Source organism: Pseudomonas sp. FIP_A4, assembly GCF_036701605.1.
GTDB lineage: Bacteria > Pseudomonadota > Gammaproteobacteria > Pseudomonadales > Pseudomonadaceae > Stutzerimonas > Stutzerimonas phenolilytica.
The window spans coordinates 417,053-432,743 of the sequence record NZ_JAYDXP010000122.1 but is presented as its reverse complement, the minus strand read 5'-3'; the positions used below and the strand labels follow the sequence as shown (position 1 = coordinate 432,743).

The window sequence follows — 15,691 nt, the reverse complement described above, 5'->3', positions numbered from 1 at the left end:
GTCAGGACGGCGGCGTGTCTTTCCGCTTGTGTGCCGCGTGACGTTCCACCGACGGCATGAGCAGCAGCACCAGCAATGTCAGCAACGTGCTCAGCACTGCGGTCGCCTCGTGACCGAGGCCGGCGGCGACACCGATGGCCGCCGTCATCCAGATATTGGCGGCGGTGGTCAGCCCCTGCACGTCTTCGATGGAGGTGCCCTTGAGGATGGTCCCTGCGCCGAGAAAACCGATACCGGTGATGATGCCCTGCATCACCCGCGAAACCTCCACGCCGGCATGCGCCGGCACCAGTACGAACAGTGCGGCACCGAGCGCCACCAGCATGTGCGTGCGCAGGCCGGCGGCGCGGCGTTTGAGTTCGCGTTCGTAGCCGAGCAGGCCGCCCAGCAATGCAGCGAGCAGCAGGCGCGTGGCGATGCGCACGGCCTCGTCCAGATCGGGGATATCCGCGAATTCCGCGGCGATCGTCCGGGCAACGATGTCCCACCAGTCCATGTCAGCCTCCGATTCGCGCTACGCTTTCTCGTTAGGAGTAGCGGCGCGCACGGACGTTCGCTATTCGCTGACCTCGAAGCGCAGCATGCCGATCATCTGGCCCGCCTCCGTCACGACCCGTACGCGCCACTTTCCGGTCGATTGCGGCGGGAAGTTGCGCTTGTGCGTCCAGGCGCGGTAGCCAGCCTCGCGGCCGCCGCTGATGTCCAGGGCGATGCGGTCGACCTGACGTCCTTCGTGCAGCCACTCGTGGTAAATGCGTTCTTTCAACCCGCGCGGGGCATTGATCGCGGTGAAGGCGTAGAGGCCGGTGGCGTGCAATTGGGCGCTGCTGAGCTGGCGCAGACCCTTGCCCGGCTTGCGCTGACGGTCGTCCAGGTGAGTCGTTACGGCGACATCGGTGAGCCACAGCGTCGCCGGCGGCACCCAGGTGCGCCCGAGCCAGCCTGCGCCCGCGAGCGCGACAGCCAGGCCGGCGATGCCAAGCAGGCTGCGCCAGCTCCACTGGCGGAACAGGCTGCCCAGGCTGGGCAAGGCCAAGAGCACCGTCACGGCGAGCGCCAACTGATAGCTCTGTGGCGTGGACAGATGAAGGATGATCGGTAGCGCGGTGAGCAGCACGGCGAACAGCGTCACGGCATGAAAGCCCAGGTAGACCCAGCGGCGTGGCGCCAACCAGCGGTAGTACAGCGGATCGATCAACGAGATCAGCGCCGCGCCGCCAAGCAGCCCGGTGAACACCGCCTGCCCGCTGTTCCAGGTCGTGGTGATGGCGAAGAACGGGATGATGAAGAACAGGCTTTCCTGGTGGACCATCTGCGTCGCATAGCGCAGCAGCGGCGCCGGCAACTGCCAGCCGAACCAGCGCTTCAGGCTGCGCCGCAGGCTGTGTTCGAGGGTCAGCCAGACCCAGCTCACCAACATGATGACGGCGATGCCCTTGGCCAGCCCGGCATGGCGCTCGACCAGCAGGAAACTGGCCACGCCCGAGCAGAAACCGAACAGCGCAACGGTGCCGGGGAAACGGCGGATGAGCGCGCTGATTCGGTCGATCAGCAGCGCCAGGCGGGATTTCAGGCGCATGCGAGGATCACTTCGAGCCGGTGGGTTTATCCGTTTGGACAGTGCAGGAATGCTGAGATTGCATGCGGCAGGCGTGCTGCCCGCACATGCGGGCGGCACAATGGCCCGCTGCGACGGGCCGGTCAAGGGGGTTGTCAGGGTGTCGTCGCGGCACGCTCGGGCATTGCCGACGAGTGATGACTGCTGATCAGCCAGCGCGCCTGCTGCGGATCCCATCGGTAGGTGAAGGTATAGCGTGCCTGCACCGCCGAACCATCACCGAAGCGGAAGGTGTAGAGCCCGGTATCCAGCGCGGTGCGGCAGTCGATGCGGATCATGCGCGAGTCGATGCGCCCGTCCGGACGCTTGGCCATGAAGTGCGAGAAGTAGTCTTCCTTGCCCTCCGCGGTTTCGCGTGGGGTATTCGACAAGGTCGGCAGCAGCAGCGAGTCGGTCGCATAACGTTGGACTACTCGCTTGGGATCGCCGCTGCGCAGGTCTTCGTTCCATTGCGTGAACAGTGCGGCGATATCGTTCTCACTGGTGCTCGGACAGGCATCGTCGGCGGCCTGCACGGTGAATGGCAGCAGTGCCGCCGTGGAGATGATCAGGGAGAGGGCGTATTTCATTCTTTTTTTCCGGATCGGTTGTTGGAAGCGGACGGTGTCCGTCGCCGGCAAGGCCGACCCGGTTGTGACCGCACGGTCGCCTCGGCAGTGCCCGCTCCGGTCGGGACAAGTCAGCGCACCAGGCTTATCCACCCGTGCTGTGCGCTACCTTGTGGATAACGTCTGCATGGATGCGTGCACCTCAATCGTGGCGGGCGCTTGCCGCAATTGCTCGCTTTCTGAGCAGGTGCGTCGGATGGACATCATCGCGAGGGCGCAGCGCGAGTTCCGTTATCCACGAATGCTGTGCAGTGATTTGTGGATAAGGTGGGCAAACAGCGCCGTACACCCGGCAGCATGAGAGCTACGGCGCATTGGGTAATATTTGAGCAACGATAGCTTTGGGGTTATTCGTCCGCGCAGGTACCGCTGACAGCCGAGGCATAGTTGGCGAAAAGGCATTGCAAGATGGCATGACTGATCATGGCGTGACTCCGGGCTGCGACTGGCAGCTGAAGGTTACGCCTGCACCCGGCCGAAGACTGGTTGATTTAGGCCATGGCGGTAATAGCCATACGGCAATCGTGTTATCCCCGCGATCTGTGCAGCGTTCTGTGGATAACCTTTGGAGCGATGCTCGCCGAGATGATGGCGCCTGGCCTGTGAAGGACTGCTCGATTTTTGATCGATTCGCTTTTTTGGCTTGATACCCCTAGTTAAATCAGCTGCTTGCAGTTTTCCAGCGAGCGCTGCTATGTGGACGCGCGTGAAGTTTTTTATCCCCGAAAACTGTGGATGTCGCTGTGGATAAACTGCTGGAAAAGCGGGCGAAGCGCCGTGGCATCGGGGCTGCGGGCCTGCGGTACAAAAAACGATCAGTGGACATGATCGACCGTTATGCCGGTCTATTCATTTCGAGGCGTTTGATTGTCGCGGCACCGGGCGGCGGGGAGACTCGCGGCATTCATGACCGAGGAGCAGTCCATGACGCAACCCATTCGTTTTGAAGACAAGGTGGTCATCGTGACCGGAGCCGGTGGCGGCCTGGGGCGCGCCCACGCGCTGCTGTTCGCCCGGCACGGCGCGCGGGTGCTGGTCAACGATCTGGGCGGGACTGCTCAGGGCGAGGGTGCCAGCAGCTCCGCCGCAGACCGGGTCGTCGAGGAGATCCGCCAGGCCGGCGGTACCGCTGTGGCCAACCATGACTCGGTGACCGACGGCGAGCGTATCGTCGAGCAGGCGCTGGATAGCTTCGGGCGTGTCGACGTGGTGGTGAACAACGCCGGCATCCTGCGTGATCGCACGTTCCACAAGATGGAGGATGCCGACTGGGATCTGGTCTACCGCGTGCACGTCGAGGGCGCCTACAAGGTCACGCGCGCCGCCTGGCCGCTGATGCGCGAGCAGGGGCACGGGCGGGTGATCTTCACCGCGTCCACCTCCGGCATCTACGGCAACTTCGGTCAGGCCAACTACGGCATGGCCAAGCTCGGCCTCTATGGCCTGACCCGCACGCTGGCGCTGGAAGGACGCAAGAGCAACATCTTGGTCAACGCCATCGCGCCGACCGGGGGCACGCGCATGACCGAGGGGCTGATTCCGCCGCAGGTGTTCGAGCAGCTCAAGCCCGAGCTGGTGAGCCCGCTGGTGGTGTATCTCGCCAGCGAGCAATGCCAGGACAGTGGTGGGTTGTTCGAGGTTGGCGGTGGCTGGATGGGCAAGGTGCGCTGGGAGCGCAGCCTGGGCGTCGGCTTCGATCCGCGCACCGGTTTCGCGGCCGAGGACGTCGCCTCCAACTGGTCGCGCATCTGCGACTTTCACGAGGCAGCGCACCCAGCGGACAACCTCGAGGCGCTGCGGGAAATGATGGCCAACCTGCAGAAGTACGCCGGCTGACCATCACCGTGGCATTGGCTGCCGCGCGGCCCTCAGGCCGGCTGCGGCAGCGGTTTGTCCTCGTCCTGCAGCAGACGCAGGGCCTTTTCCCGCGCCTGGGTCAGATCGCGTACGTATAGCAGGCGACCCGGCAACCGGTGGATGCCGGCACGCCGCAGCTTCAGCCGCACGCGCGCATTGCTGCCGCTGAGAATCAGCGTGACGCCGAGCCGCCGGTAATCCACCAGCACGTTCTCCAGCGCCGCCAGGGCGGTCATGTCCAGCATGGGCACGGCGCTGATGTCGACGATGACCACCCGCACGTCGGGATTGAAGCGGCGCAGTGCGCCCAATGCCTTTTCCGCGGCGCCGAAGAACAGCGGACCGCGGATGGCATAGGCCGCCACGTGCTCCGGCAGGTCGGCCAGGACGCGACGCTGATCGCGTGACAGTTGACCGGTGTCGGTCAGCTCGCTCATGCGCTTGATGAACAGCCCCGCGGCCAGCAGCAGGCCAACGCCCACTGCCAGTACCATGTCGAACAGCACGGTCAGCACCAGGCAGGTCAGCAGCACCAGCACGTCGCTGCGCGGCGCGATGCGCAGCACATGCACAACGTGCGGCGCTTCGCTCATGTTCCAGGCCACCATCAGCAGCAGCGCCGCCAGCGCAGCCATCGGCAGATAGCTGAATAGCGGTGCCAGCCAGAGAATCGCGACCAGCACCACGCCCGCATGGATGATCGCCGCCAATGGCGAGAAGGCGCCGGCGCGGATGTTGGCGGCGCTGCGTGCAATGGCGGCAGTGGCGGTGATGCCGCCGAACAGCGGGGCGATCAGGTTGCCCAGGCCCTGGCCGATCAGTTCGCCATTGGGTTCATGGCTACTGCCGGTCATGCCATCGGCGATCACCGCGCAGAGCAGCGATTCGATGGCCCCCAGCATGGCGATAGCGAACGCCGGTGCGAGCAACTGGCGGAACAGCTCGTAAGTCAACTGCAGTGGCTGGCCGTCCGCGCCCGGGAGCAGCCACGGCCAGGTGAAGTCCGGCAGCAGCGGCGGGATGCCCGGATGACGGATGCCATCGAGTTCATAGCTGAAGCGTTCGCCCAGCGTGGCGACCGGCATGCCGGACGATTCCAGGGCGAGGCCGACCAGTGCGCCGATCGTCAGTGCGACCAGATGGCCGGGCACGCGCGGCACCCAGCGTGGCCAGAGAATCAGAACAGCCAGGCAGACGATAGCGACCAGCCCATCACCTACCTGCGCCCCCGGCAGCGAGCGCGCCAGCAGTACGACCTGGTCGACGTAGTGTTGGGGCTGTTCGCTAAGCGTCAGGCCGAACAGGTCCTTGACTTGCAATGTGGCGATGACGATGCCGATGCCGGCGGTAAAGCCCAAGGTGACCGGATAAGGAATGAAAGCGATCAGCCGGCCGGCGCGCAGCACACCGAGCGCGATCAGGATCAGCCCGGCGAGCATGGTGCACAGCAGCAGGCCGCCGACGCCGAACTGCTGGGTGATCGGCAGCAGGATCACCACGAACGCGGCGGTCGGACCGCTGACGTTGAAGCGCGAACCTCCGGTCAGCGCGATCAGCGGCGCGGCTATCAACACCGTGTACAGGCCGTGCTGCGGCGGCGCGCCAACCGCGATCGCCAGCGCCATCGCCAGCGGAATGGCGATGATGCCGACGGTCAGGCCGGCGCTGAGATCGCCACGTAGCTGCGTCGGGCCGTAACCCAGGCGCAGCGTCTGACGCCAGGCGGCGAATAGAGGCGGTAGGTTCATGCCGTGACGCTCCTTGTACGCAATGCAGCAGTATAAGCACCGGCGTGGCGCTCGGATCGATGGTAATCCCCTGTCCGGGTACGCCGCTGCGAGTACGACCTTGGTCGCAAGCCGCCCTGGCGCGTTGAGCGTGCCGGCCGCGAGGAGTAAACTGCCGCCCCGGTAAGAAACCGCGGAGCAGAATCGACATGCGTAAAGACAAGAAGCAGGTGATTGGCGAGGAGATCGGCGACGAAGCGATCAAACTGTTTCTTCTGCCGGAACCGGCTGACGATACGCCGCCGTCGCTGCACAAACTGATCAAGGCCTATCGCGGGCTGCGCATCGATGACTTCGAGCGCTACATCGGTTTCTTCCAGGCCGCCGGCTACGACCTCGGCGCACGTGACGCCAAGGGGCGGGATTTCATCGAGCTGGTCGCTGATCAGCATCAGGCGCGGCCATACATCGAGGTGATCGAAGCGGCTCTTGGCTGACGAGGCTGCACCTACGCATTGGATATCCGGTGATCGGTGAGCGCGTGGCGCGCTCGGTATCGATCGCCAGCAGGATTCGCAAATCGTTTTTTTCGCCGCATCCGGCTGTAGAGCCCGGGTCTAACCCCGCTCCGGTCCGATCGAGGCGTCAGGAAGGAAGCCAAAAGCCGTCCTTCCAACAGCTGGCAGGCGTTCTTCTCGCCTGTTCTCGGGCACAGATATCCCGAGCAGCGGATACAGAGACTTCCTCCGTTTCTGGCCGTCTGGCTGGTGGGGTTATACGCGGCCGCGTACTGCGGACGTGACAGTTTAATGCTGTGATTCTGGAGAACGCGTTAATGACGCAACACGATAGCGAAGCAGTGGATATGGTGTTGGTGGGGGCCGGCATCATGAGCGTTACCCTCGCGGTACTGCTCAAGGAACTCGACCCCAGCATCAAGCTTGAGATCGTCGAACTGCAGGAATCCGGAGCCATCGAAAGCTCCAATCCCTGGAACAATGCCGGTACCGGCCACGCGGGGCTTTGTGAGCTGAACTACACCCCCGACAGCAAGGACGGCACGATCGATATCAAGAAGGCCGTCCATATCAATACCCAGTTCGAGGTCTCGAAGCAGTTCTGGGCATATCTCGCCGATCGCGAAGGCTTCGGCTCTCCCCGCGACTTCATCAATGCCGTACCGCATCTGAGCTTCGTGCGCGGAGCCAAGAACATCGATTTCCTCAAGCGCCGCTTCGATGCGCTGAAGACCCACCACGCGTTCGCCGACATGGTTTATTCCGAAGACCGTGCCACGCTGGCCGAGTGGATGCCGCTGATGATGCCGGGACGCGCGGCCGACGAGCCGATTGCCGCGACCCGTGCGATGAACGGCACCGACGTCAACTTCGGCGCAGTCACCAACCAGATGCTCAGCTATCTGTCGCGCAGCGCCGGCGTCAAGGTCTCCTACAACCAGAAAGTCACCGGACTGGCGCGCACCGCGACCGGCTGGAAGGTCGACATCAAGAACACCCGCAGCGGCGAGTCCCGTGAAGTGGCTGCCGGCTTCGTATTCCTCGGAGCCGGTGGCGCCGCTCTGCCGCTGCTGCAGATGTCCGGCATCGAGGAAGGCAAGGGATTCGGCGGCTTCCCGGTCAGCGGTCAGTGGCTGCGTTGCGACAACCCGGAAATCGTCGCTCAGCACCAGGCCAAGGTCTACAGCCTGGCCGCGGTCGGCGCCCCACCGATGTCGGTGCCGCACCTTGATACCCGCGTAGTCGATGGCAAGAAGTCCCTGCTGTTCGGCCCCTACGCTGGCTTCACCACCAAGTTCCTCAAGCGTGGTTCCTTCATGGATCTGCCGCTGTCGATCCGCCCCAGCAACATCGGCCCGATGATGGCGGTGGCGCGCGACAACATGGATCTGACCCGCTACTTGATCAAGGAAGTGATGCAGTCCATGGAAGATCGCCTGGAAACCCTGCGCGGTTTCTATCCCGAGGCGAAGGCGGAGGACTGGCGTCTGGAGATCGCCGGGCAGCGCGTGCAGATCATCAAGAAGGATCCGAAGAAGGGCGGCATCCTGCAATTCGGTACCGAACTGGTTGCCGCGAAGGACGGCAGCATCGCCGCGCTGCTCGGCGCCTCGCCGGGTGCCTCGGTGACGGTTTCGATCATGCTCGAGCTGATCGAGCGCTGCTTCCCCGAGCAGTACCGGTCGCAGGCCTGGTCGACCAAGCTGGGCGAGATCTTCCCGGCACGCGAAAACCAGCTGCAAAGCGACGCGACGGCCTATCGCGAGATCAGCGCGCTGTCGGACAAGCGCCTGGGCCTGGCGGACTGATCACTGCCGCGTTCTTTGGCTGAACGAAAAACCGCCCTGTCTCCTGGAGGCAGGGCGTTTTTTTTGCAGGTGTTGCGACCTTGGCCGGTTCAGCGGCCTGCGAGGATCGCGTCGGCCGGCAACGGGCGGCCGATCCAGTCGAGCCGGACTTCGCCTACTTCGATCCAGCGATGGCCCCGCGGGCGGTTGGTGGCGGTGCACAGCATGCGACAGCAGCCTTGCTCGTCGACGAATGCGTAGTGCTGGCGTGAGCGCAGGCGCAACAGGCGGCGCAGGAAGTTCATGATCGGACACCTCAACGGAAGCGGTGCGCGCTTTATCGCAGGTGTCGATGACAGGCGAATGACGGAACGCGCCGGCCGGCCGGTCGGTCTGAAGCGCATCACTGTCGGGGTACGGAAGCGCCCGGTATACTGCGCCGCGTTCGTCATCCCCCTCACTTGGAGAAAAACAGCATGCTGCAGCGCCTGTTGTTCGGACTTGCCGCGGTTATTGGACTGGCTCTCGCAGGCTGTGCCCACAGCCCGCAGCAGCTCGATCCCAGCCCCAAACTGCTGGGCACCATCAATCCGGTCGGCCAGGGCCAGCCGGTCGTCGTGCGGGTTGTCGACGGACGTCCGTCGCCCACGCTGGGTACGCGTGGCGGTCTGTACCCGGAAACCAGCGCGGTGATCGTGCCGAGCGAGAAACTGCTGCCCAAGCTGCAGGCGCAGACCGAAGCGGCCGTGCGCCTGCTGGGCTTCACACCTTCGCCCAATGCCTACAACGCACCGCAATTGACGCTGACCCTGGCCGAACTGAAGTACCAGTCGCCCAAGGAAGGCCTGTACGTCACCGAGGCCAACATCGGCGCAACCCTGCGCGTCGACGTGCAGAACTCCGGTCGCCGCTACAGCGGACGCTATGGCGCCTCGCTGAATCAGCGCTTCGGCATGGCGCCCAACGAGCAGACCAATACCAAGCTGGTCAGCGACGTGTTGAGCGATGCGCTGACCCGCGTGTTCAAGGACCAGAGCATCGGTCAGTTGCTGGCCCAGTAAGTGCTGACGAGGCACTTGCCGCACCCATGAAAAAGCCCGCAATTGCGGGCTTTTTCGTTCCTACGAGTTGGTGCTGGCGGAATGGACGCCCGGTCCCCGGGCGTGTTTCCTGTGCCTCAGCGGACCCCGGCGTTGCGCAGGGCGGCCGGGGTGTACTGGTTGGAGTTGGCCTTGTAGTTGTAGGTGTAAGGCGTCTTCTCCTCGTTCTTCATGCCCATCACCAGGTAGCGCCCGGAGATCAGGTCATACAGGGTTTCCACGGCATACAGCGGCACCTGCACGTTGTAGACCTGCTGCGCATGCGCCTCGGCAACGCGCCACAGCTGGTTGCGGCCGTCGTAGTGGTCGATCACCGCGGCCTGCCAGGTGTCCTCGTCGATGAACAGGTGGCGCTTGGCGTAGATGTGGCGGTCGCCCGGCTTGAGCGTCGCCTCGACTTCCCAGACGCGGTGCAGCTCGTAGCGCGTCAGGTCCTGATTGATATGGCCGGGCTTGACGATGTCGTCGTACTTCAGCTGCGGCGAGTCCAGGCGGTAGGAGTTGTAGGGAATGTACAGCTCGCGCTTGCCGACCAGCTTCCATTCGTAGCGATCCGGCGCGCCGTTGAACATGTCCAGATTGTCCGCGGTGCGCAGTCCGTCGGCCGCCGTGCCGGGGCCGTCGTAGGCCACCTGCGGAGCGCGGCGCACACGGCGCTGGCCGGCGTTGTAGATCCAGGCCATGCGCGGTTCTTTCACCTGATCGAGAGTCTCGTGCACCAGTAGCACATTGCCCGCCAGGCGCGAGGGCTCGGTCACCTGCTGCTTGAAGTAGAACAGCACGTTGCCATGCTTTTCGGCGTTGTAGTCGGTCAGGGTATTGGCGTAGACCACCTCATCGATGAATTTGACGAGGCTGTAACTACCGTTGACCTGCGGTGTGGCCTGTGCGATCACGCGGCGCACGGAGGCACCGCGATAGCGGGTGATGTGGTTCCAGACCACCTGCAGGCCGTCCTGCGGGATCGGGAAGGCCAGTGCCGTGTCGAAGTTCTCCAGGCCGTTGCCGCCACGCACCAGCGTGGTGTTGCGCGCGTTGCGCGCCGCGGCATCGTAGATGTGCTGCGGCAGCGCGGCGCTGCGGCGGGTTTCGTATACCGGCAGGCGATAGGTTTGCGGATAGCGCTTGAGCATGGCGATCTGGCCGGGGCTCAGGTTGTCCTGATACTGCTCGTAATTCTGTGCGGTGATGGTGAACTTCGGCTGGTCGGCGGCGAACGGATCGCCGACGAAACCCTCGGCGCTCACCGGCGCGGCATCCACGGAAAGGCCGCCGGTCCAGGCCGGAATGGTGCCGGCGGCATTGCCGGCGCGCTCGGCGCCCACCGGGGTCAGGCTGTCGCCGAGCTTGGCGGCGTCCGCCTCGGATACCGCCGCGCTGGCGCTGCCGGCCAACAGGGCGAGTGAAAGAGTCCCCAATTTGAAAAGTGTCGTGCGCATCGTTGTGGTCCTGTGATCCTTGTTGTTGTGTCCCGGCGAAATGCCTGCGCAGTGCCGCATGCGAACCCTCATCGCGCGCGGCGCAGGCTGGTGGCGGGCCCCTCGAATTGCCTTCGCCGCCTGGGCGGAGGCTCTAGTTCGCCCCTTCGGGGTATTCGGAGGGTGAGGGTGGGGAGCCCGCCACGTCAAGCCGATCCGGCGAAGGGCGGAGCATCAGCGGCATCAATAATGCAGCCGTGCCTCTTGCCAATTGGCACGGCACGGCATGGACAGCGGGAGCGCCGGCGCGGCGCCCCCTTCAGAGGGGGAGGCCGGCGTTCAGACGGTACTGGTTGCGGACCGGGTTGGCGTACTGCTGGATCAGGTAGGGTTGCTGCTCGGGCGGGCAGGCGGCCAGGCGCGCGCTCCACTGCGCCTCGGCGCGTTGCAGCTCGGCCGGCTCGAACAGCTCGGCCGCGCTTGGCACGCTGATCGCGGGATCCTGCGCGTCCCACATGCGGTACGCCAAGTAGTGCACCGGAAACAGCCGGTAGCCGCAGAGAATTTCGCGGTCGAGGGCGGCGGCCAGCTCCTTCGGATCCTCCGCCACCTGGCTCATCGGTGCGCCGAAGTGCACGTGTACCCGGCCCTTGTAGCCGGTGATGCCGAGCGCGATGCTGGCGTCGTCCTCGCCCGGCGCCTTGGTGTAACTGCCGGTGGTGGCGCGGGTATACAGCTCGCGCGCCTTGGCCAGGTCGCAGGGGTCGTATTCGTAGCTGATCGCCACCGGTGTCGGTTGCAGCGCCGCCAGCACCTCGGCGAAGGGCTGGTCCTTGCGGCTCATGTGCAGCATCTTGAGGATCGCCGAATCGGTGCGATCATCACCGTCCTTGGCACGCCCCTCGGCCTGGGCGATCCATACCGATTCGCCGTCCTCGCGAATGGAGTGGTTGATGTACGCCGAGAGTACCTGGTAGGCCGCGAGCTTCTCGCGTCGCGCGGTGATCGAGCGGCGCACGATGAAGCTCTTGTTCAGCCGCATCAGATCGCTGACGAAGGGGCGTTGCAGGAGGTTGTCGCCGATGGCGATGCGCGGGGTGCGGATGCCGGCGTGGTAGACCGCGTAGTTGACGAACGCCGGGTCCATCACGATGTCGCGGTGGTTGGCGAGAAACAGGTAGGCGCGTCCGCGTTGCAGGTGTTGCACGCCTGAATAGGTCACCCCGTCGGTGGCACGTTCGATGGTCCGGTCGACGTAGGCTTCGATCTTGTGCTGCAGCGCGTCGACCGAATCGATCGTGGCGAATTCGCGGCGCAGACGATGCGCGATGATCGGCTTGAGCAGCCAGCCGAAGGTGTTGGCCAGCCGCGGGAAGCGAAAGCGCAACAGGATGTCGAGAAAGTCCCGATCGGTGAACAGGCGGGACATGACTGCCGGTACTTCGGCGTCGGCATAGGGTCGGATGGCTTCGAATTCGTCCATCATGCTCTCTGGTTGGAAGGAAACGGCGCAAGACCGTGCGACCTCACTGCGACACGGACGCGCTATACAGTAGGAAGGCGACGGCGCATGACCCGCGCCAACGCGGATGCGCCCCGATCCTGCTGTCCGGCCGTGCCTGCCGGATTGTCACGGCGAGTTGCGGTAGTGGGCTGAAACTGGACGGCGATTATAGCGGCAAGTCACGAGGGAGACGTCCATGCTGGAATCACAGCTTTACCAATGTCCGTACTGCGGCGAATCGGCCGAGGCGCTGCTCGATCTGAGCGGCGGCGATCAGCAGTACGTCGAGGATTGTCCGGTGTGCTGCCGGCCGGCGGTATTCGATCTGAGCGTCGATGGCGAAGACTGGCAGCTGCAGGTTCGCCGGGAGGACGAGTGATGCAGCGCATCTACGAGCCGCGCGATCTGCTGGAGGCGCAGATGCTCACCGGCATGCTGGCCGATGAGGGCGTCGAGGCGTTTCTTGCCGGCGGCCATCTGGTCGGGGCGGTGGGCGAGCTGCCGGCGATCGGCCTGCTCGGGCTGATGGTGGCGGACCGCGACGCGGCGAGGGCGCAGCAGCTGATCGCCGCGTACAATGGCGCGCTGCCGCTGCCGGATGATGAACCGCAGAGTTATCCCGGCGAACTGATCTGCTGACGAGTGCCGTTATGTGTGGCCGCTATGCCTTTTTCCGCTGGAGCCCGGCGTTTGCCGCGTTGCCCGGGTTTCCCGCCGACCAGGCGCCGCACTGGAACCTTGCGCCCGGCGCACAGGTGCTGCTGTTGCGTAGGTGTGAGGACGGCCTCAGGCTTGATCGCGTGCGCTGGGGGCTGACGCCTGCCTGGCTCAGTGACCTGACTCGCACGCCCGCGCAGGCACGCGCCGAGACGCTGGCCGAGCAGCCGATGTTCCGCGAAGCCTTCCGCCTGCGTCGCGGGCTGCTGCCGGCCAACGGCTTCTACGAGTGGCGCGGCACGGCGCGCAAGCGCCCGTACTGGATGACCGCCGAAGGCTCGCTGATGTACTTCGCGGCGCTGTGGGAGGCCTATCCGGTCGAGGGCTACACCTACCTCAGCGCCGCGGTGGTCACCGTCGCGGCCGCTAACCAGCGGCGACCGTTGATTCTCGACGAGGCCGCGCAGGCCGCCTGGCTCGACCCGCAGGCTTCGCCGCAGATGCTGCATGCACTGCTCGGTCAGGTGCAGCCGCCGCTGCGCGAGCGCCCGCTGGCGACGTTGGTCAACGACCCGCGCCTCGATGCACCGGAGTGCCTGACGCCGGCCAACTGAGGCGGCCGAACGGCGCTCAGCCGGTCGCCAGACCAGCGCCGGCAGCCGGCCAACAGCCTTGGTTGCCTGAGCGGCGACGCCGCTCTAATCTACCGCGCAGATTCCCCGGAGAACGCTCCATGCCCAAGCTGCAACCCTTGTCCGTGCTGATCGCCGCCGCGCTGCTGGCCGGCTGCCAGGCCGTCAACACCACCAGCGGCGGCGCCGTCGGCGTCGACCGTAAGCAGTACATGTTCAGCATGCTGTCGACCGAACAGGTCAACCAGATGTATGCCCAGTCGTATCAGCAGACCCTGAGCGAAGCCTCCAGCAAGGGCGTGCTGGCCAAGAGCGGACCGCTGACGCGGCGTGTCGACGCCATCGCGCAGCGCCTGATCGCCAAGGTTCCGGTTTTCCGCCCGGATGCGGCGCAGTGGGACTGGGCGGTCAACGTCATCGACAGCCCGGAACTCAACGCCAATTGCGGCCCGGGCGGCAAGATCATCTTCTACACCGGGCTGATCGAGAAGCTTCAGCTCAGCGACGACGAGATCGCCGCGGTGATGGGGCACGAGATTGCCCACGCCTTGCGCGAGCACGGCCGCGAGGCGATGTCCAAGGCCTATGGCGTGCAGATGGCCACCCAGCTCGGTTCGGCGATGGGGGTCGGTAGCGGCAGCCTGCAGCTGGCGAACATGGGCGTCGAATACCTGATGACGCTGCCCAACAGTCGGGGCAACGAGAACGAGGCGGATCTGATCGGTCTCGAGCTGGCCGCGCGCGCCGGCTACAACCCCAACGCGGCGCTGACCCTGTGGGAGAAAATGGCTTCGGCGGGCGGTTCGGCGCCGCCTGAGTTCATGAGCACCCACCCGTCTTCCAGCACGCGTACCGCGACGCTCAAGGCCAACATCCCGAAAGTGATGCCGCTGTACGAGCAGGCGCGTCGCTGACTGTCGTCCGGCCGCCGCTCAGCTGGCCGGGATAAACCCGGAGAGCGCGCTATGCAGCCCGAGCTGCAGGCGCGCATTTTCCAGATCGATCAACGTGCTGATTTCCTCGATGTCACCGGCGCTGTTCAGCGTCCAGGTGCTGATCGCCGCGATGGCGAGAATCTTGTCGCTCGCCGGCCAGCCCAGCAGCGGTTGAGTCAGGGTGCCCATCACCGTGCTGGTGGTGATGACCTTGTGGCCTTCGCAGAGACACTCATCGACCATCACTTCCAGGTCCGGCATCGCACCGCGAACGGCGCGCACCAGCTCAGCGAAGCCGGCCGCGTTCAGGGGCTGGCTGAGCAGCGAGCTCTTGTAGCTGAAATAACGGCTCTGCAACTGCTCGGAAAGGGCCAGGCGGCCCTTGTTCCAGCTCAGATCGATATGAGTGCAGACTCGTTTCTTGCGTCCATCCGCTGACATGCAGCCGGTCTCCTCGGGGTGCTGGGTGCTGCGGCTGAGCACTCTAGCAGCTCCCCCGATTCGCGGATTTGCGCTGCGTATCAGCCTGAGAGCATGCCGCTGAGCTTCAGCGCCTCGTACACGGCATACAGCGCCAGCAGACCGAAGCCGGCGGCGGCCACGCGGCGGATCAGCGTCAGCGGCAGGCGGTCGGCGGCGAAGTGGCTGACCAGCACCACCGGCACGTTGGCGATCAGCATGCCGGCGGTGGTGCCGAGAATGACCAGCAGGAAGTCCGGGTACTGGGCGGCGAGCATCACGGTGGCGATCTGCGTCTTGTCGCCCATCTCTGCAATGAAGAAGGCAATCACCGTGGCGACGAAGGGGCCATAGGGTCGGCCCAGCTTGGCTTCGTCTTCATCCAGCTTGTCTGGCACCAGCGTCCACAGCGCGACGGCGGCGAAGCAGGCGGCGAGAATCCAGCTCAGTGCGGCGGGCGAGAACAGCCCCGAAACCCAGCTGCCCACAGCACCGGCAGCCGCGTGATTGGCCAGCGTGGCGACCACGATACCCCAGATGATCGGCCACGGGCGCCGATAGCGGGCGGCGAGCAGAAGGGCAAGCAGCTGCGTCTTGTCGCCGATCTCGGCGAGCGCAACGATCAGTGTGGGGATGAAGAACGATTCCAAGCGATATTCCTCAGGGCGGGTCGACATGAACACCATGACATGCACGACCTGCCCGCCCCGGGCCAGGTGTTCATGTCATGGGTCTTGTCAAACCGACGGCGAAACGTGGTGGTCACGATCGCGCGGGTCGCATGCGCCATGATCTGCCGATCAAGTGTGTTGACGCATGCCAGGCGGGCTGGCGCTCGCCCGAGACTACTCCCCCAGGGACGGGCGCGAGT

At 64.9% G+C, this 15,691-nt stretch carries 18 protein-coding genes and 1 riboswitch; of the genes, 9 read left to right on the top strand and 9 right to left on the bottom strand.

Features of this window, described 5'->3' with window-relative positions; translation table 11 throughout:
* Position 1 precedes the first annotated feature (1 nt).
* From U8L64_RS12160 to U8L64_RS12150, 3 genes are all read right to left on the bottom strand, one after another.
* On the bottom strand, positions 2-496 hold the full coding sequence (locus U8L64_RS12160; RefSeq protein WP_043295845.1) for an MgtC/SapB family protein: 495 nt from the start codon (positions 494-496) through the stop codon (positions 2-4).
* A gap of 60 nt (positions 497-556) precedes the next feature.
* Complete coding sequence (locus U8L64_RS12155; RefSeq protein ID WP_234301926.1) at positions 557-1,579, bottom strand: DUF5924 family protein; 1,023 nt, start codon at positions 1,577-1,579, stop codon at positions 557-559.
* Between the two features lie 134 nt (positions 1,580-1,713).
* Positions 1,714-2,187, bottom strand: coding sequence for an SgcJ/EcaC family oxidoreductase (locus tag U8L64_RS12150; protein WP_054093605.1), 474 nt, complete (start codon positions 2,185-2,187; stop codon positions 1,714-1,716).
* Between the two features lie 782 nt (positions 2,188-2,969).
* Here U8L64_RS12150 and U8L64_RS12145 point away from each other — a divergent pair.
* Together U8L64_RS12145 and U8L64_RS12140 are read left to right on the top strand one after the other, a co-directional pair.
* Positions 2,970-3,173, top strand: a complete 204-nt coding sequence (locus U8L64_RS12145) for a hypothetical protein (protein ID WP_333397665.1) — start codon at positions 2,970-2,972, stop codon at positions 3,171-3,173.
* Positions 3,151-4,062 (top strand): SDR family oxidoreductase, encoded by a 912-nt coding sequence (locus tag U8L64_RS12140; RefSeq protein WP_054093606.1) that lies wholly within the window; start codon positions 3,151-3,153, stop codon positions 4,060-4,062. Before U8L64_RS12145 ends, U8L64_RS12140 begins: the two co-directional genes overlap by 23 nt.
* A gap of 32 nt (positions 4,063-4,094) precedes the next feature.
* On the opposite strand, the gene dauA is transcribed toward U8L64_RS12140, so the two are convergent.
* Positions 4,095-5,831, bottom strand: coding sequence for a C4-dicarboxylic acid transporter DauA (gene dauA / locus U8L64_RS12135; protein WP_333397662.1), 1,737 nt, complete (start codon positions 5,829-5,831; stop codon positions 4,095-4,097).
* 188 nt (positions 5,832-6,019) lie between these two features.
* On the opposite strand from dauA, the gene U8L64_RS12130 reads away from it, so the two are divergent.
* On the top strand, positions 6,020-6,307 hold the full coding sequence (locus U8L64_RS12130; RefSeq protein WP_043295850.1) for a PA4642 family protein: 288 nt from the start codon (positions 6,020-6,022) through the stop codon (positions 6,305-6,307).
* A 323-nt stretch (positions 6,308-6,630) separates the two neighbouring features.
* Positions 6,631-8,136 carry a malate dehydrogenase (quinone) gene (mqo, locus tag U8L64_RS12125; protein WP_333397888.1) on the top strand — a complete coding sequence of 502 codons (1,506 nt, stop codon included), beginning with the start codon at positions 6,631-6,633 and terminating at the stop codon, positions 8,134-8,136.
* Between the two features lie 89 nt (positions 8,137-8,225).
* On the opposite strand, the gene U8L64_RS12120 is transcribed toward mqo, so the two are convergent.
* Positions 8,226-8,420, bottom strand: a complete 195-nt coding sequence (locus U8L64_RS12120; protein ID WP_043295852.1) for a hypothetical protein — start codon at positions 8,418-8,420, stop codon at positions 8,226-8,228.
* Between the two features lie 171 nt (positions 8,421-8,591).
* Here U8L64_RS12120 and U8L64_RS12115 point away from each other — a divergent pair, with 171 nt between their 5' ends.
* On the top strand, positions 8,592-9,176 hold the full coding sequence (locus U8L64_RS12115) for a YajG family lipoprotein (RefSeq protein WP_156716322.1): 585 nt from the start codon (positions 8,592-8,594) through the stop codon (positions 9,174-9,176).
* 116 nt (positions 9,177-9,292) lie between these two features.
* Here U8L64_RS12115 and U8L64_RS12110 read toward each other — a convergent pair whose 3' ends face one another.
* Positions 9,293-10,654: a DUF1329 domain-containing protein gene (locus tag U8L64_RS12110; protein ID WP_234301928.1), complete on the bottom strand. Its 1,362-nt coding sequence runs from the start codon at positions 10,652-10,654 to the stop codon at positions 9,293-9,295.
* A gap of 298 nt (positions 10,655-10,952) precedes the next feature.
* Positions 10,953-12,119, bottom strand: a complete 1,167-nt coding sequence (locus tag U8L64_RS12105; protein WP_333397657.1) for a 1-acyl-sn-glycerol-3-phosphate acyltransferase — start codon at positions 12,117-12,119, stop codon at positions 10,953-10,955.
* 214 nt (positions 12,120-12,333) lie between these two features.
* Between U8L64_RS12105 and U8L64_RS12100 the strand changes: the two genes are divergently transcribed.
* The 4 genes from U8L64_RS12100 to U8L64_RS12085 all read left to right on the top strand — a co-directional run bounded on the left by U8L64_RS12100 (position 12,334) and on the right by U8L64_RS12085 (position 14,340).
* A complete protein-coding gene (locus U8L64_RS12100; protein WP_102827554.1) occupies positions 12,334-12,516 on the top strand; it encodes a CPXCG motif-containing cysteine-rich protein in 183 nt (60 codons plus the stop codon).
* The gene (locus U8L64_RS12095; protein WP_003287235.1) at positions 12,516-12,776 is read left to right on the top strand and encodes a putative signal transducing protein; all 261 of its coding nucleotides are present in this window, start codon (positions 12,516-12,518) and stop codon (positions 12,774-12,776) included. The genes U8L64_RS12100 and U8L64_RS12095 overlap by 1 nt, the downstream gene beginning before the upstream one ends.
* Before the next feature lie 11 nt (positions 12,777-12,787).
* Positions 12,788-13,408, top strand: a complete 621-nt coding sequence (locus U8L64_RS12090) for an SOS response-associated peptidase (protein WP_333397653.1) — start codon at positions 12,788-12,790, stop codon at positions 13,406-13,408.
* Between the two features lie 119 nt (positions 13,409-13,527).
* A complete protein-coding gene (locus tag U8L64_RS12085; protein ID WP_054093612.1) occupies positions 13,528-14,340 on the top strand; it encodes a M48 family metallopeptidase in 813 nt (270 codons plus the stop codon).
* Positions 14,341-14,358: 18 nt separating this feature from the next.
* On the opposite strand, the gene U8L64_RS12080 is transcribed toward U8L64_RS12085, so the two are convergent.
* Positions 14,359-14,802, bottom strand: a complete 444-nt coding sequence (locus U8L64_RS12080) for an ester cyclase (protein ID WP_043295858.1) — start codon at positions 14,800-14,802, stop codon at positions 14,359-14,361.
* Positions 14,803-14,882: 80 nt separating this feature from the next.
* Positions 14,883-15,470 (bottom strand): TMEM165/GDT1 family protein, encoded by a 588-nt coding sequence (locus tag U8L64_RS12075; RefSeq protein WP_043296364.1) that lies wholly within the window; start codon positions 15,468-15,470, stop codon positions 14,883-14,885.
* A 27-nt stretch (positions 15,471-15,497) separates the two neighbouring features.
* Positions 15,498-15,679: riboswitch (yybP-ykoY riboswitch) on the bottom strand.
* Positions 15,680-15,691 lie beyond the last annotated feature (12 nt).